The sequence below is a fragment of the Streptomyces sp. NBC_01689 genome (genome assembly GCF_036250675.1).
Lineage (GTDB): Bacteria > Actinomycetota > Actinomycetes > Streptomycetales > Streptomycetaceae > Streptomyces.
This window is the reverse complement of record NZ_CP109592.1, coordinates 6,554,950-6,578,773: the sequence shown is the minus strand read 5'-3', so window position 1 is coordinate 6,578,773 and position 23,824 is coordinate 6,554,950. Positions and strand designations below refer to the sequence as shown.

Below are 23,824 nucleotides of genomic sequence, written 5' to 3'. Positions count from 1 at the left end.
TCCTTCGCCCGTTCCCGCGCCCGTTCTACCGTCCGGCACCGGCGGAGGGCTCAGTCGAGGTAGCCGCGCAGCTGGTCCGCGAAGGCGTGGTCCCGCAGCTTGTTGAGGGTCTTGGACTCGATCTGGCGGATGCGTTCGCGGGTCACGCCGAAGATGCGCCCGATCTCCTCCAGGGTGCGGGGGCGGCCGTCCGCCAGGCCGTAGCGCAGCTGCACGACCTTGCGTTCCCGCTCGCCGAGCGTGGACAGGACCGCCTCCAGGTGCTCGCGCAGCAGCAGGAAGGCGGCGGACTCGACGGGTGACGCCGCGTCACCGTCCTCGATCAGGTCGCCCAGCGCCACGTCGTCCTCCTCGCCCACGGGGGCGTGCAGGGACACCGGTTCCTGGGCCAGGCGCAGGACTTCGCTGACGCGTTCGCCGGGCAGGTCGAGCTGGGCGGCGACCTCCTCGGGAGTGGGTTCGTAGCCGCGTTCCTGCAGCATGCGGCGCTGCACCCGGACCACCCGGTTGATCAGCTCGACGACGTGGACGGGGACCCGGATGGTCCGGGCCTGGTCGGCCAGCGCCCTCGACATGGCCTGCCGGATCCACCAGGTCGCGTACGTGGAGAACTTGTAGCCGCGGGCGTAGTCGAACTTCTCGACCGCCCGGATCAGGCCCAGGTTCCCCTCCTGGACGAGGTCGAGCATGGTCAGACCCCGGCCGACATAGCGCTTCGCGACCGAGACGACGAGCCGCAGGTTCGCCTCGATCAGCCGGCGTTTGGCCATGCGGCCCATGACGACCAGCTTGTCGAGGTCGAGGGCGAGCTGGCTGTCGAGGTCGCAGGCGAGCCGCAGCCTCTCCTCGGCGAAGAGGCCGGCCTCCACCCGGCGGGCGAGTTCGACCTCCTCGGCCGCGGTGAGCAGCGGGATGCGGCCGATCTCACGCAGGTACTGACGGAACAGGTCGGAGGAGGGGCCGCCGGTGTCCGCGGTGCGCGTGCGCAGCGGTTCCACGGGCTCCGGGGCCTCGGTCTCGACGTCGACCGCGTCCGCGGGCGGCTCGTCCGGTTCCGCCGGGACGTCCGGCTCCGCCTCGGGGTGGTGCCCGGCACGGCTCTGCGGGGGGAGCGCCGCGACGACGCCGGGCTCCGCGTCCGGGCCCGTCGGACTGTCGGTCTGGGTCAGGGTCTGGGTCTGCACGGGGGCGACCTCCAGGAATGTCGCTGCTGAGAGGAGCGGCAGCGGTACGTCGGGGATGGGGTCGACGGCCTCGCCGCTGTCCATCCCGTAGTCGTTTGGCGGAACGGCGGGTATCGGGAACCCGCCGCGTGCGGGTCGGCCGCGCTCCGAGGACTCAGGCACCGGAACCCAGTGTGGAGTACGACACATCGCCGCCACGAGGGGCGTGCGGTGACTTTTTGCGTCCGGTCCGTGACCGCGCGGTTACCCTCCCGCACGAGTGCGCAGAGCCGGGCGGGTGAAACCTGCGGAAAGGCGCACGTGGGGGCGAGCACGCCGGGGACGGCGTGCGCGCCGGGGCCGCGTCAGCGGCGTGCGCGCTCTGGGCGCGGGACCCGCGACGCGGCGCCCGCGCGGGGCGGACCGGGCCTCAGAGCGCCTCCGCGCCCCGCTCGCGCAGCGCCTGCCCGTACTGCTGAAGGACCCACAACTCGTTCTGCACGGCGGCCAGCTGGGCCGGGTCGCCGTGCGCGCTGGCGCGCGCCAGCGCGCCCTGGACGTCCACGACGCGGCGCTCGACGGCCCGGCGGCGGACCATGACGAGCTGGTCGCCGGCGTAGGTCTCGTCGACGGTCTTGCGCATGATGGCCTCGACGGCCAGCTCGGTGACCATGGCACGCACCGTGTTGTCCGGGGCGGCCTCGCGGACCAGGACCAGGTACTCCTGGGGGTCCTGGGTCCCGTACTCCGCGCCGCCCGCCTCCATGATCGCCTGGCGTACGGCGGCGTACGGCGGGGCGGTGAACTCGTCGATCCCGTACGCGTCGAACGCCGGGGAGACCAGTTCGGGGCGCTGGAGGGCGAGCTTGAGCAGTTCGCGCTCGGTGGCGAAGACGGGGTTGCGGAGATTCAGGGCGGGGCCGCCGCGCGGTGTCTGGACCGCGGCGTACTCCTGCTGGGGCCGCTGTCCGGCGGGGGTCTGGCCGGCCGGTCCCCGGCCGCCGCGGTCGCGGGCCCAACGGGCCAGCTGGGCCACCCGCTTGACCACGAACTGGGTGTCGAGGATGCCGAGCATGCCCGCGAGCTGTACGGCGACCTCGTGCTGGGCGCCGCTGTTCTTGATACGGGCGACGACGGGGGCCGCCTCGTCGAGCGCGGCCGCCCGTCCGGCCGGTGTCTCCAGGTCGTAGCGGGCGACGATGTGGCGCAACGCGAACTCGAAGAGCGGGGTGCGCGGTTCGACGAGGTCGGCGACCGCCTCGTCGCCCTTGGCGAGACGCAGCTCGCAGGGGTCCATGCCGTCCGGGGCGACCGCGATGTAGGTCTCGGCGGCGAACTTCTGGTCGTCCTCGAAGGCGCGCAGGGCGGCCTTCTGGCCGGCCGAGTCGCCGTCGAAGGTGAAGATGACACGCGCCGAGCCGTTGTCCATCAGCAGCCGGCGGAGGATCTTGATGTGGTCGCCGCCGAAGGCCGTGCCGCAGGTCGCGATGGCGGTCGTGATGCCGGCCAGGTGGCAGGCCATCACGTCGGTGTAGCCCTCGACCACGACCGCGCGGCTGGTCTTGGCGATCTCCTTCTTGGCCAGGTCGATGCCGTACAGGACCTGGGACTTCCGGTAGATCGCCGTGTCTGGGGTGTTGAGGTACTTCGGGCCGTTGTCCGCCTCGTACAGCTTGCGCGCGCCGAAGCCGACGACCTCGCCCCCGATGTCGCGGATCGGCCACATCAGACGTCCGCGGAAGCGGTCGATGGGGCCACGGCGGCCCTCCTGGGAGAGGCCGGACAGGAGCAGCTCCTTGTCGGAGAAGCCCTTGCCGCGGAGGTAGCGGGTGAGGTGGTCCCAGCCCTGCGGGCTGTAGCCGACGCCGAAGTGTGTGGCGGCGGCCTGGTCGAAGCCGCGTTCGGCGAGGAACTTCCGGCCCGCGTCGGCCTCGGGGCTGGTGTCGAGCTGCTCGATGTAGAACTGCGCGGCGATCTTGTGGGCCTCGACCAGGCGGATGCGCTCGCCGCGCTGGTGGGACGGGTTGTACCCGCCCTCCTCGTAGCGGAGGGTGATGCCGGCCTGTCCGGCGAGGCGCTCGACCGCCTCCGAGAAGGAGAGGTGGTCGACCTTCATCACGAACGTGATGGTGTCGCCGCCTTCCTGGCAGCCGAAGCAGTGGAAGAGACCCTTGCTGGGGCTGACCTGGAAGGACGGTGACTTCTCGTCGTGGAAGGGGCACAGGCCCTTGAGGTTGCCGCCGCCCGCGTTGCGCAGCTGGAGGTACTCCGAGACGACGGCGTCGATCGGGACCGCGTCCCGAACAGCCTTCACGTCCTCGTCGTTGATCCTTCCAGCCACGCGTGAATTCTACGGGGGCGCGGTGACAGCCGAGCGCCGCCGTGGGTCACGGGAGCAGACGGTCCAGCGGGACGTGCGGGTCGGCCAGTGCCTCGGCGTCCAGCGGGGCCCGGGATCGGATCAGCTGCTGGATGGGCTCCGTGACGTCCCACACATTCACGTTCATCCCGGCCAGCACCCTGCCGTCCTTCAGCCAGAAGGCGATGAACTCCCGCTTTCCGGCGTCTCCCCGGATCACCACCTGGTCGTAGGTGCCGGGGGGCGCCCAGCCCGAGTACTCGAGTCCGACGTCGTACTGGTCGGAGAAGAAATAGGGCACACGGTCGTACGTCGTCTCGCGGCCGAGCATCGCGCGGGCGGCCGCGGGTCCGCCGTTGAGGGCGTTGGCCCAGTGCTCGACGCGCAGCCGGGTGCCGAAGAGGGGGTGGGGGAAGGCGGCGACGTCGCCCGCGGCGTGGATGTCGGGGTCGGAGGTGCGCAGCCGCTCGTCCACGGCGATGCCTCCGCCGTGCGCCCGGGGGGCGATCTCCAGGCCCGCGGCCTCGGCGAGCCCGGTGCGCGGTGCCGCTCCGATGGCCGCGAGGACGTCGTGGGCCGGGTGCTCCTCGCCGTCGTCGGTGCGGGCGGCGAGCACCATGCCGTCCTGGCCGACGATCTCCGTGAGGCGGGCGCCGAAGTGGAAGCGGACGCCGTGCTCGCGGTGCAGCTCGGTGAAGATCTGGCCGAGCTCGGGGCCGAGGACCGAGTGCAGCGGGGTCGCCTCCGGCTCGACGACGGTGACCTCGGCGCCGTACTCGCGGGCCGCCGCCGCGACCTCCAGGCCGATCCAGCCGGCGCCCGCGATGACGAGGTGCCCGTTGTCCCGGCCGAGCGCGGCGAGCACTCCCTTGAGCCGTTCGGCGTGGGCGAGGCGGCGCAGGTGGTGGACTCCGGCCAGGTCGGTGCCCGGGATGTCGAGACGGCGCGGCTCGGCACCGGTGGCGAGGAGCAGCTTGTCGTAGTGGACGAGGGTGCCGTCGTCGCCGAAGCGGACCGTCCTCGCGGTCCGGTCGATCGCGTCGACGGTCTGGCCGAGGTGCAGCTCCACGTCGTTCTGCGCGTACCAGGCGGGTTCGTGCACGAAGACGCTGTCGCGCTCCTCCTTGCCGAGGAGATAGCCCTTGGAGAGCGGCGGGCGCTCGTAGGGGTGGTCACGCTCGTCGCAGATCAGTATCACCCGCCCGGTGAAGCCCTCCGCTCGGAGTGTCTCGGCCGCCTTGGCGCCGGCCAGGCCTCCTCCGACGATGACGAATGTCTGATCCGCGTCGACCACTTGATGCCTCCTCGTAAGGATGTCGCCCCGTGCGAGCGTCCCGCACGCGACGTGCTGCGGGAAGAGGGAGTGGCCCGATCAGGCCACGCAGGGTCACACTCCGCCGCCCGTGGTGGGGCGGGTGGTGAGCCTGAGGTGCAGTGAGCGCGCCGAGGCGTCCGTCAGCGAGGCGATCTGGTCGACGATCACCCGCTTGCGGGCGCGGTCGTCGGACGCTTCGTCGAACAGGGCCCTGAACTGCGGGTCCATGCCGTAGGGGGCGCGGGCGGTGAGCGCCTCGGCCAGTTCGGCGACGACGATCCGCTGGTCGGCGCGGAGCCGTTCCTGCTCGGCGCGCTGCATGACGTAACGGTCGGCGACCGCCTTGAGGACCGCGCACTCCAGGCGCGCGGCGCGCGGAACGACCAGTTCCGCACCGTACCGGGTGAGCCGTCCGAGGCCGTGGGTGGCCCGGGTGGCGCCCTCGGCGGCCAGGCAGAAGCGGCCGATGAGCTGGCTGGTGGCGTCCTTGAGCCGGGCCTGCGCGATGGCCGACCCGTCGTATCCGTGCGGCCACCATTCCTGGTCGAGGAGGCGGTCGAGAGCCTCGGCGAGCTCGGCGGGGTCGGTCTCCGCGGGCACGTACCGCCCGACGGCCACCGCGAAGATCTCCTGCCGTTCGGGCTCGGCGTGCAGCAGGCCGGGGTCGATGTGGCCCGCGTGCAGCCCGTCCTCGACGTCGTGCACCGAGTAGGCCACGTCGTCCGACCAGTCCATCACCTGGGCCTCGAAGCAGGTGCGGTCCGCGGGGGCGCCCTCGCGGACCCAGTCGAAGACCGGCCGGTCGTCCTCGTAGACCCCGAACTTCGAGGACCCGGGGGCGGTGGGGTGGTGGCCGCGCGGCCAGGGGTACTTGGTGGCTGCGTCGAGCGTGGCGCGGGTGAGGTTGAGGCCGACGCTGACCAGCTCGCCGGTCGTCCCGGAGCGCGCGAACCGCTTGGGCTCGATGCGGGCGAGCAGCCGCAGCGACTGCGCGTTGCCCTCGAAACCCCCGCAGTCCCGCGCGAACTCGTTCAGCGCCTGCTCGCCGTTGTGCCCGAAGGGCGGGTGACCGAGGTCGTGGGAGAGGCAGGCCGCCTCCACGAGGTCGGGGTCGCAGCCGAGGGCCGCGCCCAGCTCCCGGCCGACCTGGGCGCATTCCAGGGAGTGCGTCAGCCGGGTGCGGGGGGAGGCGTCCCACGCCCGGTCGAGGGTCCCGCCCGCACGGGCGGGGTCGCCCTGCGGGAGGGTGCCGGGCGTGACGACCTGCGTCTTGCCCGCGAGCCGGCGCAGCGCGGAGGAGTGCAGCACGCGCGCGCGGTCGCGCTGGAAGGCGGTGCGTCCGGGGCGCTTGTCGGGCTCGGCCGCCCAGCGCTCGACGGCGGTCTCGTCGTACTCCTCGTGGCCGGTGTGGTGCTCGAACACTGTCGGTGCGGTGCCTTCCATGCACCCGACAGTAGACGCAGGCGGTGACGATCGGGGCCCCGAGGGCCACCGCGCGCCCCGGTTCAGGTGGCGGCGAGCTCGCGTCCGGGAGCCGGTTCGGGGGCCGCGAGTGCCTGGTCGTAGCGGTGCAGGACGAGGCGGGCCATCGCCGGGTGGGCGCCCAGCGGGGCGGCGGCGATCCAGGGGGCGGCCCCGGCGGACGCGGTGGCGAAGCGGCCGGGCGCGGTGAAGTAGGAGGCGACGGCGACGCGGTGGCGGCCGCGGGCGGCCAGGGCGCGCACGGCGGCCGGGACGGTGGGCGCGGCGGCGGAGGCGTACGCGGCCACGACGGGCACCCCCAGGCGTTCGGCCAGCAGCCGGGCGGTGTGCCGGGTGTCGACGGCCGCCTCGGGGTCGCGGGAGCCTGCGGCGGCCAGCACGACGCCGCTCGCCCGGCGGGCGGCGTCACTCGTCCGGGTGCGCCAGCCCGCCTCGGTCAGCCGCTCGTACAGCGTCTCGACGAGCAGCGGGTGGGGGCCGAGCGGCGCGGCCACGCGGGCGCGCAGGCCCGGGACGGCGGCCACGGCGTCGGGCACGTCCCGCTTGACGTGGTGGCCGCGGCTGAGCAGCAGCGGCACGAGGACGGCCCGGGGGTCGCGGTCCGCGCCGATCGCGGCGAGGGTGGCGGACAGCGGCGGTTCGTCGAGCTCGATGTGACCGAGCCGCACGGACAGGTGCGGGCGCAGCTCGCGGACGCGTTCGGCGAGGGTGCTCACGGTGGCGAGCGCGCGCGGGTCGCGGCTGCCGTGCGCGACGAGGACGAGCGGCGGGGGTGCCGGGCGCCGTGTGCCGTCGGGCGAGACGAGGCCGAGCCGGCCGCCGAGCCGGCTGGTGATCTCGTGCAGCAGCTGCGCCGTACTGCCGAGGGCGGCGCCCGGGAGCGGCCCGCCCCCGGTGCCGGCCGGGGACTCGTGGTGAAGGGGTTGCGACACCGTCATGGACCGATCGTGCCGGGAGGAGGTTGCCGCGCCGTTGCACCGGGGTGTCGGGGGTTTTCCGGGGGTTCACGGTGCCGTGCGGCAGCCGTGTGAGGCTCCCGCACCCGGGGCCGCGCGGCGCCGGTGACCGGGTCCGCGCCCCGCGCCGAACCGAACGGGCTTACGCTGCGTCCCCATCTGTCGAACGCCGCCGCCAGCCGACATCCCGTGGGGGGACACCGACCATGCTGCGCCTGCCGGGCCCGAGCATCCGTAGAGCGTTTTCCCGACGGCGCCCGCGGCTCCCGCGCACCCGCGCCGGGCAGCGCCGGGCGGTGCAGGTGGTCATGGCGCTGTGCGTCCTCGCGCTGCTTCCCGCCACCTGGCTGTACGTGGTGACGGACGGCCGGCTGCGGACCACCGCGGACGTGCCGAGGACCGAGGTCGCGGTGGTGTTCGGGGCGGGGCTGTGGGACGGCGAGCCGTCGCCGTACCTCGCGCACCGGCTGGACGCGGCGGCGCGGCTGTACCGGGCGGGGCGGATCGAGGTGGTGCTCGTCACCGGGGACAACAGCCGTGAGGACTACGACGAACCGGACGCCATGCGCGCCTATCTGGCCAGGCACGGGGTGCCGGACGACCGGGTCGTCACGGACTACGCCGGGTTCGACACCTGGGACTCGTGCGTGCGGGCCCGGAAGATCTTCGGGGTCCGCCGGGCGGTGCTGATCAGCCAGGGGTTCCACATCCGGCGGGCGGTCGAGCTGTGCCGGGCGGCGGGGGTGCGGTCGTACGGTGTCGGGGTCGACGACCGGCACGACGTCACCTGGTACTACGGCGGCGCTCGCGAGGTGTTCGCGGCGGGCAAGGCCCTGCTGGACGTGGTGTTCGAGCCCGATCCGCGCTTCCTCGGCCGCAAGGAGCCCGGAGTGGCGCGGGCGCTGGCGGCCGCGGGGGGTGAACGGTGATCCCCGCCGACCTGACGCCGGCGGAGTGCCGGGTCCGGGACGCCTTCCCGCTCGGCGAGGGCGTCGACTTCCGCGAGGGCGCCGACGAAGACCCCGCGGACGGGGCCTCCTGGGGACCGGAGCGGACCGTGCGCGCCGAGGTGCTGCGGGCGCTGCTGATCGGCGGGGCCGCCCGGGACGGCGAGATAGCCGGCCTGAGGCTGAGCGGCGCCCGCGTCACCGGCCGGCTCGACCTCACCTACGGGACGGTCGACCACCCCGTCCGGCTGCGGTTCTGCCACTTCGAGCAGGACCCGAACCTGTACGGGGCGCGGCTGCGCAACCTGGTGCTGAGCGACTCGGTGCTGCCCGGACTCACCGCGGGCACCCTGCGCGTGGAAGGGGTGCTGCGGCTCAGCTGCTGCCGTGTCTCCGGGCAGGTGGGGCTCCAGGGGGCGAAGATCTCGGGCGCGGTCTTCCTGAACGGGGCGACGCTCGGGGTGCCCCCGGACCCGGACGCCCCGCCCCCCGGTCCCGGGGCGCCGGAGCCGCCCGTGGAACCGGCGCTGCAGCTCAACCACGCCGAGGTCGGCACCGATGTGTGGGCCGTCGGTCTCGTCGCCCACGGTCAGGTCCGGCTGAACGGCGCCACCCTCGGCGGGCAGCTGAACCTCGACGACGCCGAGCTGCACGCGCCGGGCGGCACCGCGCTGCACGCCGAGACGCTGTCGGTCGGCACCGATCTGCGCGCCATGCGGCTGCGCGCCCACGGGCGGGTCAACCTGAGCGGCGCCCGGATTCCCCACCAGCTGAATCTGGCCTACGCCCGGCTGTCGAACCCCGGCGGACCCGCGCTGCGGGCGAGCAGCTGTGTCATCGGCGAGCTGTGGCTGCGCGAGGCCGCCCCGATCGTGGGCACGGTCAACCTGCGCCGCTCGCAGCTCGACCTGCTGCACGTCCCCCCGGAGACATGGCCCGGCCGGGTGCGCCTCGACGGCCTCAGTTACCGCGCCCTCGCCCCGCATCTGCCCGCCGTGGTGCGGCTGCCGTTGCTGGAACGCGAGGAGTCCGGCTATCTCCCTTACGCCTACGAGCAGTTGGCGGCCGCCTACCGGACCGCGGGGGACGACGCCGCCGCGCGTACGGTGCAGCTGGCCAAGCTGCGGCGGCACCGGGGGACGCTGTCACGCGCCGCCCGGTTCTGGGGTTTCCTGCAGGACGCGACGGTCGGGTACGGGTTCCGGCCGATGCGTGCCGCCGGCTGGCTGCTGTTGCTGCTGTGCACGGGGGCGCTGGCCTTCGCGCTGCACCCTCCGCACGCCCTGAAGCCGTCCGAGGCACCCGGTTTCAATCCCCTCGCCTACACCCTCGACCTGCTGCTGCCCCTGGTCGACTTCGGTCAGGAGGCGGCTTTCGCGCCGCGCGGCTGGTACCAGTGGCTCTCGTACCTGCTGATCGCCACCGGCTGGATCCTGGCGACGACGATCGCGGCGGGCGTCACCCGCTCCCTCAACCGTCAGTAGCCGGGGGCCGGTTCGGACGGAATCCGGCGGAGGCCAAGGGACGGGACCGCCCCCGGCGGGCGCCCACGCGAAGGCCCGCGCCCTGACCGCTTCCACCGGCGGAACGCGTCAGGGCGCGGGCCGGTGCTTCCGCCAGTCCCCGCCCGGGACGAGCCGGCCGTGGGCGCGCAGTCGGGCGGTGACGGCGGGGGCGGCCAGGTAGACCCAGGCGCGCGCCGCCGTGCCGTCCGCGCGGGTCACCTCCCGGGCCACCCGTTCGTAGAGGTTGCGGGGATCGCCCGGGACGTACTCCTCCAGCCGGTCGAGGGCGTCGAGCACGTCCCCGTACGTCCCCGGCAGGGCCGTGACCAGCTCGCCGTGGACGAGTCCGGTGGGTTCCTCGACCGCGTACGGGTACCCGGGGCCGTCGTAGAGCACGATCCCCCGCATGCTCGCGGGCTCTTCGGCCCCCGCCCTTCCGCGCAGGAAGAGGTCGTGGTTGGGTCCGCCGGGGCGCAGGGTGCCGTAGACGAAGAACGGCAGCCGCCCTCCGTTCGTGCCGCTCACGAGCCGGTCTCCTCTCTCGTCCCGGATCATCCCGGGCGTTCAGGGTCGCTCAGGGTCGTCGGGGTCGGCCGGGGTCGTGCCGGTCGCCGCGACGGACGCGTCGGCACCCGTGGTTCCTGTGCGCGTTCCGGGGGCGTACCGGGGGTGTTCCGGCTGACGTCTCCATGAGCGTCCCTCATTCGTGAGGGCGCGGAAACGATTCTCTCCTCACCTGCGGAAACCCTCTCCCCGCTCTGGACACGACATGTCATGGACCTTTAAACCTGACGCCACCATCCCCCTCCCCCCGCACACGCCTGAGCGTGCCTTCCCGAGGAGACCCATGAGCCGGAGCCGGATACGGCCCACCCGAGGTTCCCGTCTGGCCGCCGCCGGGGCGACCGCGGCCGCCACCGCCCTGCTGGCGACCGCCCTCGCCCCCGCCGCCGGCGCCGCCGGCCGGCCGAGCCGCGCCACCGCGATCGCCGACGCGGCGGCCGCCCTCGTGCGTCAGGCCGGGCGGCTGGGCCTGACCTCCGCCGAGGGCACCTCGGTGCGCGACGTCGTCATCGACGCGGACGGCGTCCGGCATGTGCGCTACGACCGCACCTACCGCCGACTGCCGGTGCTCGGCGGCGACTTCGTGGTCCATCTCGCCCCGGACGGCTCCTACCGCGGCGCGGACCGGGCCACTTCCCGCGACCTCGCCGTCCCCACCGTCACACCCGCGCTCCCCGCCCCGAAGGCCGCGGCTCTGGCCGTCACCGCACTGCGCGCCGCGCACCTCGGCACGGCCCTGAAGAAGGTGAGGGCCGAGCCGCAACTGGTGGTCGACGCCCTGCACGGCGCGCCCCGGCTGGCCTGGCGGACCGAAGCGGCCGGCCAGGACTCCCTGGGCAACCCGGTCGCCCGCGCGGTGCTGACCGACGCCCGCACGGGCCGGCAGATCGACACCTGGGACGGCACCGAGACCGCGACCGGTGACGGCCGGTCGCTCTACAGCGGCACGGTCCCGTTGCGGACCACACCGTCCGGTTCCGCGTACCAGCTCAAGGACCCGACCCGGGGGAACACGTACACGGGCGACGCGGCGAACGGGACCGACCTGTGCGTCCTCGGGATCTGCGTCAGCCGGGCCCCGGCGACCCTCTTCACGGACACCGACGACCACTGGGGCAGCGGGTCCGCCGCCGACCGCTCCACGGCCGCGGTCGACGCCCAGTACGGCACGGACGAGACCTGGGACTACTACAAGGACGTGCACAAAAGGAACGGCATCGCGGGCGACGGGAAGGGCTCGTACAACCGTGTGCACTACGGCAGCGGCTACGACAACGCCTTCTGGGACGACGACTGCTTCTGCATGACCTACGGGGACGGCGACGGGACGACGCTCGGTCCGCTGGTCGCGCTCGACGTCGCCGGTCACGAGATGTCCCACGGCGTGACCTCGAAGACGGCGGCGCTGGCCTACTCGGGCGAGTCCGGCGGCCTCAACGAGGCGACCTCCGACATCTTCGGCACGCTGGTGGAGTTCCACGCGCACAACGCCTCCGACCCCGGTGACTACCTGATCGGCGAGAAGGTCGTGCGTCCCGGGTTCGGCAGGCGGGCCCTGCGCTTCATGGACCGGCCCTCGAAGGACGGCGAATCGGCGGACTGCTGGAGCCCGTCGGTGGGGAACCTCGACGTCCACTACTCGTCCGGGGTGGCGAACCACTTCGCGTACCTGCTCGCCGAGGGCAGCGGCCCGGCGACCGTGAACGGCGTCTCCTACAACAGCCCCACCTGTGACGGCTCCGAGGTCACCGGCATCGGCCGGGACCGGCTCGGCGCGATCTGGTACCGCGCCCTGACGGTCCACATGACGTCCTCGACCACGTACGCGGGCGCGCGGACGGCGACCCTGAGCGCGGCGAAGGATCTGTACGGCGCGGGGAGCACGGAGTACCGCGCGGTGGCGGCGGCCTGGTCCGCCGTGTCCGTGGGCTGACGCGCCGGACCGCGCCGGGCGTCGGGCATCCGGCCGGACCCACGTCGGGGTGGGGCCGCACGCCGCTCACCGCCGCCCTCCCCCCTTCGGGCGCCCGCCGCCCCCCGTCTTCGCAGCACGGCGTTGACCTGCCGAAACGCTTCCCGATCCCCCCGTACGGCCCTCTCCCACGACACCCGTTCAGCACATTCCCGGCTCTCCCCCGGCAAGCGGGCGCGCACCGAAGCCACTTACCTCGGGAGGGCAGGGGCACGACCGACGCAGCGGCACTTGGGGAGCCGCGGGCCGCGCCCCCTCGGAGGAGCAGCAACCATGCGACGCACAGCCCGTCTGCTGACCGGTACCGCGCTCGCCGTCGCCACCGCGGGTCTCACCGCCCTGCCCGCGTACGGCGGGAGCACCGTGAGCCTGGAGGTGTCCCCCTCCGCCGCCGTCCCGGGCGGCGACATCATCGTCAGCACCGCGGCATGCGGCACGAACGGCGCCGCGACCGGTGACGCCAGCGCGGTCGGCGCCGGCACCTTCCCGCTCGCCGCCGGCGCCCGCGAGAACGACGCGGTCGGCCGGTTCCGGGTACCGCCGAGCGCGCAGCCGGGGACCTACGAGATCGTCGCGAAGTGCTCCCGCGGCACCCGGGTCACCGGCGATCTGACGGTGGCGATGCCCGCGGCGAACTCGGGTGCCCCGCACGACGGGGTCCAGCCGCACGGGCATGTGAACACGGGCGTCGGCGGCGCACTCGGCACCGACCCCACCAAGACCGCGGCGGGAGTGGCGGCCCTGGCCGTCGCCGCCGCGGGCGGTACCTGGCTCCTGCATCGCCGGGCGAGAGGCGACGGGATCTGACGGACACCCTCCGCTGTCCGTCCGCCGGTACCGCCGTCCCCTCCCCCTCCGTGGCCCGACGCCCCTCGCGGCCCGGAGGGGGACGGGGACCCACCCCGGGCGAACCCTGGACCGCCGTGCCCGGCCGACCCGGCCGGGCACCGCCGGGGACATCCCGGGGCCTCCGGGAGAGCCCGGACAAGGACCCCCCGAACCACCCCGAGAGGAGGCCTTCGTGCACCGGATATCCAAGGCCGGTTCCCCCGGCCGCGTCGGCAACACCGTCATAGCGTCCGTCACCGTCGTCGCCCTCTGCTCGGGCGTCTGGCTGGTGCGCAGCGGCACCGAGGGCCACCCGCCGCCCCAGCCCTCCGCGGCCCAGTCGGGCACCGGCGGGGCCGCCCGGCAGCCCGTCCGCGCGCTCCCCCACTCCCCGCCCGAGCGGATCCGCATACCCTCGATAGGCGTGAACGCCCCGCTGATGGGCCTCGGACTCACACCGCAGGGCAGTCTGGACGTCCCTCCCTCCGAGCGGAAGAACCTCGCGGGCTGGTACGAGGCCGGCACCGCGCCCGGCGAGCGCGGCACCGCGGTCATCGCCGGTCATGTCGACAACGCCGAGGGACCGGCCGTCTTCTACGACCTCGGCGCGCTGCGCAAGGGCAGCGCCATCGAGGTGGCGCGCCGCGACGGCGGCACCGCCCGCTTCACCGTCGACGCGGTCGAGGTCTACGACTCCCGCGACTTCCCCGACGACAAGGTGTACGGCGCCGCGTCCCGTCCCGAACTGCGGGTCATCACCTGTGGCGGCGGCTACTCGCGGGCGACGGGCTACCAGGGCAACGTGGTCGTCTTCGCCCACCTGACCGGGAGCGGCTGACAGGGGGCCGGCCCGGGACGCGGGGGCACCCGGAGCCGGCGCCGGGCGGCCGCGGGCTCAGGCCACCCACTGCTGGTACGCCAGGTTCGCGACCAGGGCGAACACCACCGTCAGCAGGACCACCCGGACGAACCCGCTGCCCCGCTTCAGCGCGGTGTGCGCGCCGACGGTGCCGCCGACGAGGTTGAAGACCGCCATCAGCGCGGCCAGCTGCCAGTAGACCGTGCCCTTCCAGGCGAAGGTCGCGAGGGCGCCCGCGTTGGTGCAGCAGTTGACGATCTTGGCGGTGGCGGAGGCGGTCACCAGGTCGAGGTGGAGCAGCGCGGTGAGGGCGAGAACGAGGAAGGTGCCCGTGCCGGGGCCGACGAGTCCGTCGTAGAAGCCGATGCCGAGGCCCGCCAGCCCGATGGCGGCGAGCACCCGGCGCGGCGGGACCGGCCCGGCCGCGGGCGCGGTACCGAACGCGGGGCGCAGGATGACGAACGTCCCGACGCCGACCAGCACCACCATGACGACCGGCTTCAGGACGTCCGTGCTCATTCCGGCGGCCACGAAGGCACCGGCCGTGGAGCCGGCGAGCGCCGCGAGACCGATCCGTACGGCCAGCCGCACGTCGACGGGCGCCTTGCGCGCGTACGTCACCGCCGCGCCGCTCGTCCCGACGATGGCGACCGCCTTGTTGGTACCGAGCGCGAAGGCCGCCGGGGTGCCGGCCGGGAGCCCGAGGAGCAGCGCGGGCAGCAGGAGCAGTCCGCCGCCGCCCACCACGGCGTCGATCCATCCGGCCGCGAGGGAGGCCAGGCACAGCACAACGACCATGGTCAGCGATATGTCGGGCATGATCGCGACCCTATGCGACGGGTCGTTCGCCCCCTCCGCGGGAGGGGGCGTCCGCCGGGGTCCGGGTCGCGGGGCGAGGACACCGACGGACCGGCGGAAGCCGTGCCGGGCGGCAAGGGGCGCCTCACATCCCGCCGCCGCCCCCGCTGAGGGCAGCGTTCCGCCCGGGAAACAGCGGTGATCCGGGCGGGTAACACCGGCACCGCACGCTGCGGGCATGACCTCACACGCGCGGCCGGCGGTGACCGGTGCCGGCTCCGCGGACGCCCCGGAGCACCACCCCCGCCACCGTGTGCCGCCCGCCGGGGTCCCGGCCCGCGGGCCGCTCCACCGCTCCCCAACGACGGAGGTTCCCGATGTCCACGGACACCCCGACGATCGTGCTCGTCGGTCACGGCATGGTCGGCCAGCGGTTCCTGGAGGCCCTGGCCGAGCGCGGACTGACCGCCACGCACCGGGTGGTCGTCCTGGGCGAGGAACCCCGTCCGGCCTACGACCGGGTCCGGCTCACCTCGTACTTCTCGGGCCTCACCCCGGACGACCTCACGCTGGCCGACGCCGGGTTCCTCGCCGCGCACGGCATCGAACTCCACCTCGGTGACCCGGTCCGGGCGATCGACCGGGCGGCGCGGACGGTGACGGCGCGCTCCGGCCGCACCGTCGCCTACGACACCCTGGTCCTCGCGACCGGCTCGTCCCCCTTCGTGCCGCCCGTGCCCGGCAGGGACGCCGAGGGCTGCTTCGTCTACCGGACCGTCGAGGACCTGCTCGCCATCGAGGCGTACGCGAAGGCGCGGGCCACGACCGGCGTGGTGGTCGGCGGCGGGCTGCTGGGCCTGGAGGCGGCGGGCGCGCTCCAGGGCCTCGGACTGGCCACGCACGTCGTGGAGTTCGCGCCGCGTCTGATGCCGGCGCAGGTCGACGAGGGCGGCGGCGCGGCGCTGCTGCGTACCGTCGGGGACCTCGGCCTGGGCGTGCGCACCGGCACCGGCACGAGCGGGATCGTCACCGGTGCCGACGGCACGGTGTCGGGCATGACCCTCTCCGACGGCTCCCGGCTCGCCACGGACCTGGTGGTGTTCTCGGCGGGCGTGCGTCCGCGCGACGGGCTCGCCCGCGACAGCGGCCTCAGGGTCGGCGAGCGCGGCGGCGTCGCCGTCGACGAGCGGTGCCGCACCTCCGACCCCCGGGTGTTCGCGATCGGGGAGTGCGCCCTCGCCCCCGACGGCCGGGTGTACGCGCTGGTCGCGCCGGGGTACGAGATGGCCGAGACGGCCGCCGCGACGATCGCCGGCGCGGAGGCGGGTGCGGGTTTCACCGGCGGCGACCTCTCCACCAAGCTCAAGCTGCTCGGTGTGGACGTCGCGTCCTTCGGTGACGCGCACGGCACCACCGAGGACTGTCTCGACGTCGTCTACTCCGACGCCCGTTCGGGCACGTACCGCAAGCTCGTCGTCGGCCGTGACGGTGAACTGCTCGGCGGCATCCTGGTCGGCGACGCCGACGCGTACGGCACCCTGCGCGCCCTCACCGGGTCGGTGCCGCCGATCGCTCCCGGCCTGCTGGTGCTCCCGGCCGGCGCGGGCGCCCCGGTCGCCCTCGGCCCCGCGGCGCTCCCCGACTCGGCCGTCGTCTGCTCCTGCCACAACGTCACCAAGGGCGCGGTCCGCGCCGCGGTCACCGAGGACGGCCGCACCACCGTGGCGGAGGTGAAGCGATGCACCAAGGCCGGTACCGGCTGCGGGAGTTGCGTCAAGGTCCTCGGCCGGCTCGTCGACGACGAACTGGCGGCGCGGGGCGTCGAGGCGGACCACGGCCTGTGCGGCTGCTTCCCGCGGACCCGCGAGGAGCTGTACGAGATCGTCCTCGCGCTGCGGATCTCCTCGTACCAGGAGCTGCTGGACCGCTACGGGCGGCCCGGCGCCCGGGGCGGCGACGGCTGCGAGGTCTGCAAGCCGGCCGTCGCCTCCGTCCTCGCCTCCCTCGCCCCGGTCATCGGCACCAGCGGCCACGTCCTGGACGGCGAGGAGGCGGCCCTGCAGGACACCAACGACCATTTCCTCGCCAACCTGCAGAGGAACGGCTCGTACTCGGTCGTGCCGCGTGTCCCCGGGGGTGAGATCACCCCCGAGAAACTCATCGTGATCGGTGAGGTGGCCCGGGACTTCGGCCTCTACACCAAGATCACCGGAGGTCAGCGCATCGATCTGTTCGGCGCCCGGGTCGAGCAACTCCCCCTGATCTGGGGCCGGCTGGTGGACGCGGGCTTCGAGTCCGGGCACGCCTACGGAAAGGCGCTGCGGACGGTGAAGTCCTGTGTCGGCCGGACCTGGTGCCGCTACGGGGTCCAGGACTCGGTCCGGATGGCGATCGGGCTGGAGCTGCGCTACCGGGGCCTGCGCGCCCCCCACAAGCTCAAGTCGGCGGTCTCCGGCTGCGCCCGCGAGTGCGCCGAGGCCCGGTCCAAGGACTTCGGTGTCATCGCCACGGCGGGCGGCTGGAACCTCTGGATCGGGGGCAACGGCGGTGCCACCCCGCGCCACGCGGACCTGCTGGCCCAGGATCTGGACGACGCCGGGCTGATCCGTCTGATCGACCGGTTCCTGATGTTCTACATCCGCACCGCCGACCGGCTGGAGCGCACCTCGGCCTGGCTGGAGCGGATCCCGGGCGGCCTCGACCACGTCCGCGACGTCGTCGTCCATGACTCCCTCGGCATCTGCGAGGAGCTGGACTCCCTGATGGCCGCGCATGTCCGCGGCTATCGCGACGAGTGGGCGCGGACCCTCGACGATCCCGCGCGGCTGGCCCGGTTCGTGTCGTTCGTGAACGCCCCCGGCACCCCCGACCCGGTGGTCGGCTTCGTCCCCGAGCGGGACCAGATCAAACCCGACCTGCCGCTGCTGGCCATCGGCCGGCGCCCGTTGGAAGGAAGCGCTCAGCGATGACCCGACCCCCCGCCGCCCAGTCCACGAAGGTTCAACTACGCCTGGGGGCAGACTGGTTGACCATCTGCGACCTGTCGGCCCTGACCCCCGGGCGGGGGGTGGCCGCCTTGCTGCCGGACGGACGTCAGGCCGCCGTCTTCCGCGACCGGGCGGGCCGGACGTACGCCATCGACAACCGCGACCCGTTCAGCGGCGCGGCGGTCCTCTCCCGCGGCCTGACCGGCTCCCACCAGGGCCGGCCCTTCGTCGCCTCGCCGCTTCTCAAGCAGCGGTTCGACCTGGCGTCGGGCCGCTGTCTGGACGACGGGACGGTGACGGTCACGACGTACGAGGTGCGGACGGCGCCGGAACGGTGAGCGTGGTCCGTCGCCCGGCCGGCCGCCCCGGGCACGGCCGGGCGGTCAGGCCTTCAACGCGCCGTACGCCACCCCGGTGAGGCGCTCGGACTCCTCCCGGAGACGCTCGGCCGCCGCGTCGTCACGGGTCCGGCGCGCCCGCCAGGACTCCGCGGGCGCGCCGCGCCACATCGCGAACGAGGGGCCGGTGAAGGAGTCGGGGCGCACGCCGGGCGCGGTGGCCGCGTACAGCGTGGGCAGGGCCCCCGCCCGCGGGCTCTGTCCGAAGACCCGGTTGCCGCCTCTTCTCGGGGCACGGTCCCACCTGCGCGGCGGCGCGACGGCAGGACGGTGCGGCGGATGCCGGTCAGTGGCGGCGCGGCGACTTCCGGTCAGTGGCGACACGACGGTGCGGCGGCTGCCGGTCGTGGGGGCACGTCATTGGTGCCGGATCGGCTCGGGGTCGACCCGGTGCCATGGGCCGTCAGTGGCGCCGGATCAGCTCGGGGTCGATCCGGCGTCCGACCAGCGGCAGCGCGCCGACGGCGGCGACGGCCACGACACCGGCCGCGCCGGCGAGCAGGACCGGCAGCCCGGCGCGGTCCCAGAGGACCGGCCCGCCGCCGATGACCAGGTAGCTCGACTCCGCCATCCTCCCCACCACCAGCGCCGGCACCAGCCCCACCACCAACGGCGACACGACCTGCGCCACCTGCGCGGCCCGCAGCGTCCGCGTCCGCGCGCCGAGCAGGGTCAGCGCGGTGACCTGCGCCCGCCGCTCCACGGCCCGGTCGGCGGCGGCCACGAGGTAGGCGGCGACACCGATGACGAGGCCGAGGGTCATGCCTGCGGTGAGGAGGGCTCTCTGAATCCTTTGGTCTGTCGGATCGCCATCCCTTCAGGTGATCCGGGAGCACGGGAGGCGCGGGCGGAGTTCGGGGTGGGGTTCCAACCGGCCCCGGGACGCGGCGACTTGCGCCTGGTGGACCGGCCGGAGGCCCACGCACGGCGGGGCGGCACCCCGCACAAGGTGCCGCCCCGCTTCTTTCGTACGCCGGATCCGTCCACCGCCGGTGAGGGTCGAACGGTGGTCGACGGGCCCGGAGTCCGTCCGGCCGCCGGAGGCTACCGGTGGTCGCTGCCCTTCGACGTCGACGCCGCGCGGCCCGCCTCCAGGCGTGCCACCGGGATCCGGAACGGCGAGCAGGAGACGTAGTCGAGGCCGACCTCGTGGAAGAAGTGCACCGACTCGGGATCGCCCCCGTGCTCGCCGCAGACGCCGAGCTTCAGGTCGGGACGCGTCGCGCGGCCCGCCTTCGCGGCGGCGCGGACCAGGGAGCCCACCCCGTCCCGGTCGATCGTCTCGAAGGGAGAGACCCCGAAGATGCCCTTCTCCAGGTACGCCGTGAAGAAGCTCGCCTCCACGTCGTCACGCGAGAAGCCCCAGACGGTCTGCGTGAGATCGTTCGTGCCGAAGGAGAAGAACTCGGCGGCCTCGGCGATCTGGCCCGCCGTGAGCGCCGCCCGCGGGAGCTCGATCATCGTGCCGATGGCGAGCTTCAGCTCGGTGCCCGTCGTCTCCTGCACCTCCGCGATGACCCGGTCGGCCTCCTCGCGGACGATCTCCAGTTCCTGGACCGTGCCGACCAGCGGGATCATGACCTCGGCGCGCGGGTCGCCCTTGGCGCTCCTGCGCTCGGCCGCCGCCTCCGCGATGGCCCGCACCTGCATGGTGAACAGGCCGGGGATGACCAGGCCGAGGCGTACCCCGCGCAGACCCAGCATCGGGTTCTGCTCGTGCAGCCGGTGCACCGCCTGGAGCAGGCGCAGGTCGTTCTCGTTGGCGTCGCCGCGCGACTCCGCGAGCGCCACCCGTACCGACAGTTCGGTCACGTCGGGCAGGAACTCGTGGAGCGGCGGGTCGAGGAGACGGATCGTCACCGGGAGACCGTCCATCGCCTCGAAGAGCTCGATGAAGTCCCGCTTCTGCAGGGGGAGAAGCTCCTTGAGGGAGTCCTCGCGCTCCTCGTCCGTGTCGGCGAGGATCAGGCGCTCCACCAGCTCGCGCCGGTCGCCGAGGAACATGTGCTCGGTACGGCACAGGCCGATGCCCTGCGCTCCGAAGCGGCGGGCGCGCAGGGCGTCCTCCGCGTTGTCGGCGTTGGCCCGCACCCGCAGCCTTCGGACCCGGTCCGCGTACGCCATGATCCGGTGCACGGCGGCGACCAGTTCGTCGGCGTCGTCCGCGCCGGCGTGCATGCGGCCCTCGAAGTACTCGACGACCGGGGAGGGCACGACCGGGACCTCGCCGAGGTAGACCTTGCCGGTGGAGCCGTCGATCGAGACGACGTCGCCCTCCTCGATCACCACACCGCCCGGTGCCGTCATCCGGCGCCGCTTGGTGTCGACCTCCAGCTCCTCCGCGCCGCACACGCACGTCTTGCCCATGCCGCGCGCGACGACCGCCGCGTGGGAGGTCTTGCCGCCGCGGGAGGTGAGGATGCCCTCGGCGGCGATCATGCCGTCCAGGTCGTCGGGGTTGGTCTCGCGGCGGATCAGGATGACCTTCTCGCCGGAACGCGACCACTTGATCGCCGTGTACGAGTCGAAGACCGCCTTGCCGACGGCGGCGCCCGGCGACGCGGCGATGCCGCGGCCGATCTGCTCGACCTTCGCCTGGTCGTCGAAGCGCGGGAACATCAGCTGGGCGAGCTGGGCGCCGGTCACCCGCTGGAGCGCCTCCGCCTCGTCGATCAGGCCCTGGTCCACCAGCTGCGTCGCGATGCGGAAGGCCGCGCCCGCGGTGCGCTTGCCGACGCGGGTCTGCAGCATCCACAGCTGGCCGCGCTCGATGGTGAACTCGATGTCGCAGAGATCCTTGTAGTGGTTCTCCAGGGTCTCCATGATCTGCATCAGCTGGTCGTACGACTTCTTGTCGATCGACTCCAGCTCGGCGAGCGCGACCGTGTTGCGGATGCCGGCGACGACGTCCTCGCCCTGGGCGTTCTGCAGGTAGTCGCCGTACACGCCCTGGTGCCCGGAGGCCGGGTCGCGGGTGAAGGCGACCCCGGTGCCGGAGTCGGGGCCCAGGTTGCCGAAGACCATCGAACAGACGTTGACGGCCGTGCCGAGGTCGTGCGGGATGCGTTCCTGGCGGCGGTAGAGCTTGGCGCGGTCGGTGTTCCAGGAGTCGAAGACCGCGTGGATGGCGAGGTCCATCTGCTCGCGCGGGTCCTGCGGGAAGTCCCGGCCGGCCTCGGTCTTGACGATCCTCTTGAACTTCGTGACCAGCTTCTTGAGGTCCGCGGCCTCCAGCTCCGTGTCGACGGCGACCTTCTTGGCCGTCTTCGCCGCCTCCAGCGCGTCCTCGAAGAGTTCGCCGTCGACGCCGAGGACCGTCTTGCCGAACATCTGGATGAGTCGGCGGTAGGAGTCCCAGGCGAAGCGGTCGTCACCGGACTGCTGGGCGAGCCCCTGGACCGACTTGTCGGAGAGCCCGATGTTCAGGACCGTGTCCATCATGCCGGGCATCGAGAACTTCGCACCGGAACGGACCGATACGAGGAGGGGGTTGTCGGCCTGGCCGAGCGTCTTGCCCATGCCGGCCTCGAGCGCCTTGAGGTGCGCGCTGACCTCGTCACGCAGTGCCGCGGGCTCCTCGCCGCTGTCGAGGTACGTCTTGCACGCCTCGGTGGTGATCGTGAAGCCCGGAGGGACGGGAAGGCCCAGGTTGGTCATCTCGGCGAGGTTCGCGCCCTTGCCGCCCAGGAGGTCCTTGAGGTCCTTGTTGCCCTCGGTGAAGTCGTAGACGAACTTCACGTCCCCGACGCCGCTGTCGCCGCTCCCGGCTACGTGGGGATCTTTGTTTTCCGACACGAGTCTCGACTCCTCGACGTCGCGGTGGCTGCCCTGACGGCGAGGAACATACCCAGATCGAAGGCACCTGGGTACGTCCACTTGCACGTCATGCGCCTGTAACCACCCGTCCGCCACGCGATCGAAAGTCAAGGCTTGGCAAGCGCTCGGGGCGCGATGTTTTCACCTCTTGAACGAGCGGACGCTCACACTCCGACAAAATCGCTCATGTGAGCGCTCCACTATACGCCTGAGTTCGATCGATGAACGATCAAGGGGTGGCACTCAGTGCCACCCCTTAGGGAAGTGCAGCCGCCGAAGATCCGCTCATCTGAGCGATACCCCGATCAGAGGTGGCGAGAATCACGCCGGAAGGACGGCCGGAATTCCATCATGCGGACCACGTCGCGGACGCGACACGCGGTCGTCACACACCCTCGGCCGCACGGCACCGGGACGCCGGAGGCGAGTACCCCGGGGGCCACCGCCGGCGACGGGTTCCGGGCGGCGGGCTCCGGGGCTCAAACGCCCAGCGCCGCCAGTCGCTCCTCGGCCCGCTCGGGGGCGTACAGGTACTCGACGACCAGCGCCCCGGCGCCGACCAGTCCGGCCCGCTCACCGAGCCGCGACGTCACCACGTCCAGATGGGCGGTGGAGCGCGGCAGCGCCCGCTGGTACAGCAACTCCCGTACCCCGGTGAGGAACGGGGTGCCGGCCAGGTCCCCGGCGATCATCAGTACCCCCGGGTTGAGCAGGGTCACGACGGTCGCGAGGACGTCTCCCACCTGCCGCCCCGCCTCCCGGGCCAGCGCCGTCGCCTCCGGGTGCCCCGCCGTCAGCAGGTCGCGCACGTCCGAACCGGAGGCGGCCGGGACCCCCGACTCCGCGAGCCGCCGGGCCACCGCGCCACCGCTCGCGACCGCGGCCAGGCATCCGTACGACCCGCACCGGCACAGAGCGTCGGCGCCGACCCGGATGTGCCCTATGTCGCCGGCGCCGCCGTCCACGCCCCGGTAGATGGAGCCGCCGACGACCATGCCCGCGCCGATCCCGGTGGAGACCTTGACCAGGGCGAACGCCGAGCAGTCCGGATACCCGGCGCGCTGTTCGCCGTACGCCATCAGGTTGGCGTCGTTGTCGACGAGCACGGGTACCCCGGCGCCACCGCCCGACTGCTCGGCGAAGGCGCGCCGCAACCGCCCCCGGATGTCGTAACCGTCCCAGCCCGGCATGATCGGCGGCTGGACGACCCGGCCGGTCTCGCTGTCGACCGGACCCGGCACCGCCAGCCCGATCCCGCACACCGAACCGGCGTGCCGCCCGGCCTTCTCCAGCAGTCCGGCGAACCAGCCGCCCAGTTCACCGAGGACGGCGTCCGGGCCGTCCTCGATCCGCAGGGTGCCGTGGTGCTCGGCCAGGATCTCGCCGGTCAGCGAGACCACGGCGGCCCGGCCGTGCCGGGTGTCGAGGTCGGCGGCGAGGACGACGGCGTGCGCGTCGTCGAACTCCAGGGTGATGGAGGGGCGTCCGCCCTGCGGTGAGTCCACCGGACCGCCCGCGCCCTCCCGCAGCCAGCCTGCCCGGAAGAGCCGGTCGAGGCGCTGACCGACCGTCGCCCGCGACAGACCGGTGGCCTGTTGCAGCGCGCCTCGCGTGGTGGCCCGGCCGCTGCGCACCAGTTCGAGCAGATCTCCGGCGCTTGCCTGGTTCCCGGCCCTCATCGCCTTCGCCGCCCTTCCCGTCGTACCGGCCTCGCCGGCCGTGTCCGTCGTACCGGTCCCGCCGGCCGTGTCCGTCGTACCGGTCCCGCCGTGTCCGTCCTACCGGTCCGGCCGACCGTGCCGGTCCCGCCAGTCTGCTGGTCGCGCCGGTCGTGTCGTCGGTCGGGTCTGTCATGCCGGCCGTGCGGGCCGCGTC

Annotated in this window: 17 protein-coding genes and 1 pseudogene; 7 read left to right on the top strand and 11 right to left on the bottom strand. The window is 73.5% G+C overall.

Annotated features, from left to right (window positions below; translation table 11 throughout):
• Positions 1–50 precede the first annotated feature (50 nt).
• The 5 genes from OG776_RS28000 to OG776_RS27980 form a co-directional block, all read right to left on the bottom strand.
• A complete protein-coding gene (locus tag OG776_RS28000; protein WP_148013847.1) occupies positions 51–1,346 on the bottom strand; it encodes a sigma-70 family RNA polymerase sigma factor in 1,296 nt (431 codons plus the stop codon).
• Between the two features lie 247 nt (positions 1,347–1,593).
• Positions 1,594–3,504 carry a DNA primase gene (gene dnaG, locus OG776_RS27995; RefSeq protein WP_148013848.1) on the bottom strand — a complete coding sequence of 637 codons (1,911 nt, stop codon included), beginning with the start codon at positions 3,502–3,504 and terminating at the stop codon, positions 1,594–1,596.
• A 46-nt stretch (positions 3,505–3,550) separates the two neighbouring features.
• Positions 3,551–4,816, bottom strand: a complete 1,266-nt coding sequence (locus OG776_RS27990) for an NAD(P)/FAD-dependent oxidoreductase (protein WP_148013849.1) — start codon at positions 4,814–4,816, stop codon at positions 3,551–3,553.
• A gap of 93 nt (positions 4,817–4,909) precedes the next feature.
• Entirely contained in the window at positions 4,910–6,280 is a 1,371-nt protein-coding gene (locus OG776_RS27985) for a deoxyguanosinetriphosphate triphosphohydrolase (protein WP_148013850.1), read from the bottom strand.
• 62 nt (positions 6,281–6,342) lie between these two features.
• A complete protein-coding gene (locus OG776_RS27980; protein WP_148013851.1) occupies positions 6,343–7,257 on the bottom strand; it encodes a sirohydrochlorin chelatase in 915 nt (304 codons plus the stop codon).
• 224 nt (positions 7,258–7,481) lie between these two features.
• Here OG776_RS27980 and OG776_RS27975 point away from each other — a divergent pair, with 224 nt between their 5' ends.
• Positions 7,482–8,204, top strand: a complete 723-nt coding sequence (locus OG776_RS27975; RefSeq protein ID WP_148013852.1) for a SanA/YdcF family protein — start codon at positions 7,482–7,484, stop codon at positions 8,202–8,204.
• Positions 8,201–9,706: a membrane-associated oxidoreductase gene (locus tag OG776_RS27970; RefSeq protein ID WP_148013853.1), complete on the top strand. Its 1,506-nt coding sequence runs from the start codon at positions 8,201–8,203 to the stop codon at positions 9,704–9,706. The genes OG776_RS27975 and OG776_RS27970 overlap by 4 nt, the downstream gene beginning before the upstream one ends.
• A 108-nt stretch (positions 9,707–9,814) precedes the next feature.
• Here OG776_RS27970 and OG776_RS27965 read toward each other — a convergent pair whose 3' ends face one another.
• Entirely contained in the window at positions 9,815–10,252 is a 438-nt protein-coding gene (locus OG776_RS27965; protein ID WP_261994979.1) for a gamma-glutamylcyclotransferase family protein, read from the bottom strand.
• A gap of 322 nt (positions 10,253–10,574) precedes the next feature.
• Between OG776_RS27965 and OG776_RS27960 the strand changes: the two genes are divergently transcribed.
• From OG776_RS27960 to OG776_RS27950, 3 genes are all read left to right on the top strand, one after another.
• Complete coding sequence (locus OG776_RS27960) at positions 10,575–12,224, top strand: M4 family metallopeptidase (RefSeq protein ID WP_329322713.1); 1,650 nt, start codon at positions 10,575–10,577, stop codon at positions 12,222–12,224.
• 312 nt (positions 12,225–12,536) lie between these two features.
• The gene (locus OG776_RS27955) at positions 12,537–13,070 is read left to right on the top strand and encodes a hypothetical protein (protein ID WP_329322712.1); all 534 of its coding nucleotides are present in this window, start codon (positions 12,537–12,539) and stop codon (positions 13,068–13,070) included.
• Between the two features lie 214 nt (positions 13,071–13,284).
• Positions 13,285–13,929, top strand: coding sequence for a class F sortase (locus OG776_RS27950; protein ID WP_261994980.1), 645 nt, complete (start codon positions 13,285–13,287; stop codon positions 13,927–13,929).
• A 57-nt stretch (positions 13,930–13,986) separates the two neighbouring features.
• Here the strand turns inward: OG776_RS27950 and OG776_RS27945 are convergent, their stop codons facing one another.
• Positions 13,987–14,769 (bottom strand): sulfite exporter TauE/SafE family protein, encoded by a 783-nt coding sequence (locus tag OG776_RS27945; RefSeq protein WP_148013857.1) that lies wholly within the window; start codon positions 14,767–14,769, stop codon positions 13,987–13,989.
• Positions 14,770–15,125: 356 nt separating this feature from the next.
• Here OG776_RS27945 and nirB point away from each other — a divergent pair, with 356 nt between their 5' ends.
• Together nirB and nirD are read left to right on the top strand one after the other, a co-directional pair.
• Positions 15,126–17,717 (top strand): nitrite reductase large subunit NirB, encoded by a 2,592-nt coding sequence (gene nirB / locus OG776_RS27940; RefSeq protein ID WP_148013858.1) that lies wholly within the window; start codon positions 15,126–15,128, stop codon positions 17,715–17,717.
• Positions 17,714–18,073 carry a nitrite reductase small subunit NirD gene (gene nirD / locus OG776_RS27935; RefSeq protein ID WP_148013859.1) on the top strand — a complete coding sequence of 120 codons (360 nt, stop codon included), beginning with the start codon at positions 17,714–17,716 and terminating at the stop codon, positions 18,071–18,073. Before nirB ends, nirD begins: the two co-directional genes overlap by 4 nt.
• Before the next feature lie 45 nt (positions 18,074–18,118).
• Here the strand turns inward: nirD and OG776_RS27930 are convergent.
• From OG776_RS27930 to OG776_RS27915, 4 genes and pseudogenes are all read right to left on the bottom strand, one after another.
• Positions 18,119–18,358, bottom strand: a pseudogene (locus tag OG776_RS27930) (short-chain dehydrogenase); the annotation flags it as partial.
• A gap of 178 nt (positions 18,359–18,536) precedes the next feature.
• Positions 18,537–18,896 (bottom strand): hypothetical protein, encoded by a 360-nt coding sequence (locus OG776_RS27925; RefSeq protein ID WP_315986957.1) that lies wholly within the window; start codon positions 18,894–18,896, stop codon positions 18,537–18,539.
• Between the two features lie 281 nt (positions 18,897–19,177).
• Positions 19,178–21,928, bottom strand: a complete 2,751-nt coding sequence (gene ppdK / locus OG776_RS27920; protein WP_148013860.1) for a pyruvate, phosphate dikinase — start codon at positions 21,926–21,928, stop codon at positions 19,178–19,180.
• Positions 21,929–22,428: 500 nt separating this feature from the next.
• Complete coding sequence (locus OG776_RS27915) at positions 22,429–23,628, bottom strand: ROK family transcriptional regulator (protein WP_148013861.1); 1,200 nt, start codon at positions 23,626–23,628, stop codon at positions 22,429–22,431.
• Positions 23,629–23,824 lie beyond the last annotated feature (196 nt).

Coding starts and splice junctions, on each gene's coding strand:
- OG776_RS27945 (WP_148013857.1), bottom strand. CDS start 14,769: ATGCCCGACATATCGCTGACCATGGTCGTTGTGCTGTGCCTGGCCTCC.
- OG776_RS27955 (WP_329322712.1), top strand. CDS start 12,537: ATGCGACGCACAGCCCGTCTGCTGACCGGTACCGCGCTCGCCGTCGCC.
- OG776_RS27975 (WP_148013852.1), top strand. CDS start 7,482: ATGCTGCGCCTGCCGGGCCCGAGCATCCGTAGAGCGTTTTCCCGACGG.
- OG776_RS27960 (WP_329322713.1), top strand. CDS start 10,575: ATGAGCCGGAGCCGGATACGGCCCACCCGAGGTTCCCGTCTGGCCGCC.
- OG776_RS27980 (WP_148013851.1), bottom strand. CDS start 7,257: ATGACGGTGTCGCAACCCCTTCACCACGAGTCCCCGGCCGGCACCGGG.
- OG776_RS27985 (WP_148013850.1), bottom strand. CDS start 6,280: ATGGAAGGCACCGCACCGACAGTGTTCGAGCACCACACCGGCCACGAG.
- OG776_RS27925 (WP_315986957.1), bottom strand. CDS start 18,896: ATGACCCTCGGCCTCGTCATCGGTGTCGCCGCCTACCTCGTGGCCGCC.
- nirB (WP_148013858.1), top strand. CDS start 15,126: ATGTCCACGGACACCCCGACGATCGTGCTCGTCGGTCACGGCATGGTC.
- OG776_RS27915 (WP_148013861.1), bottom strand. CDS start 23,628: ATGAGGGCCGGGAACCAGGCAAGCGCCGGAGATCTGCTCGAACTGGTG.
- nirD (WP_148013859.1), top strand. CDS start 17,714: ATGACCCGACCCCCCGCCGCCCAGTCCACGAAGGTTCAACTACGCCTG.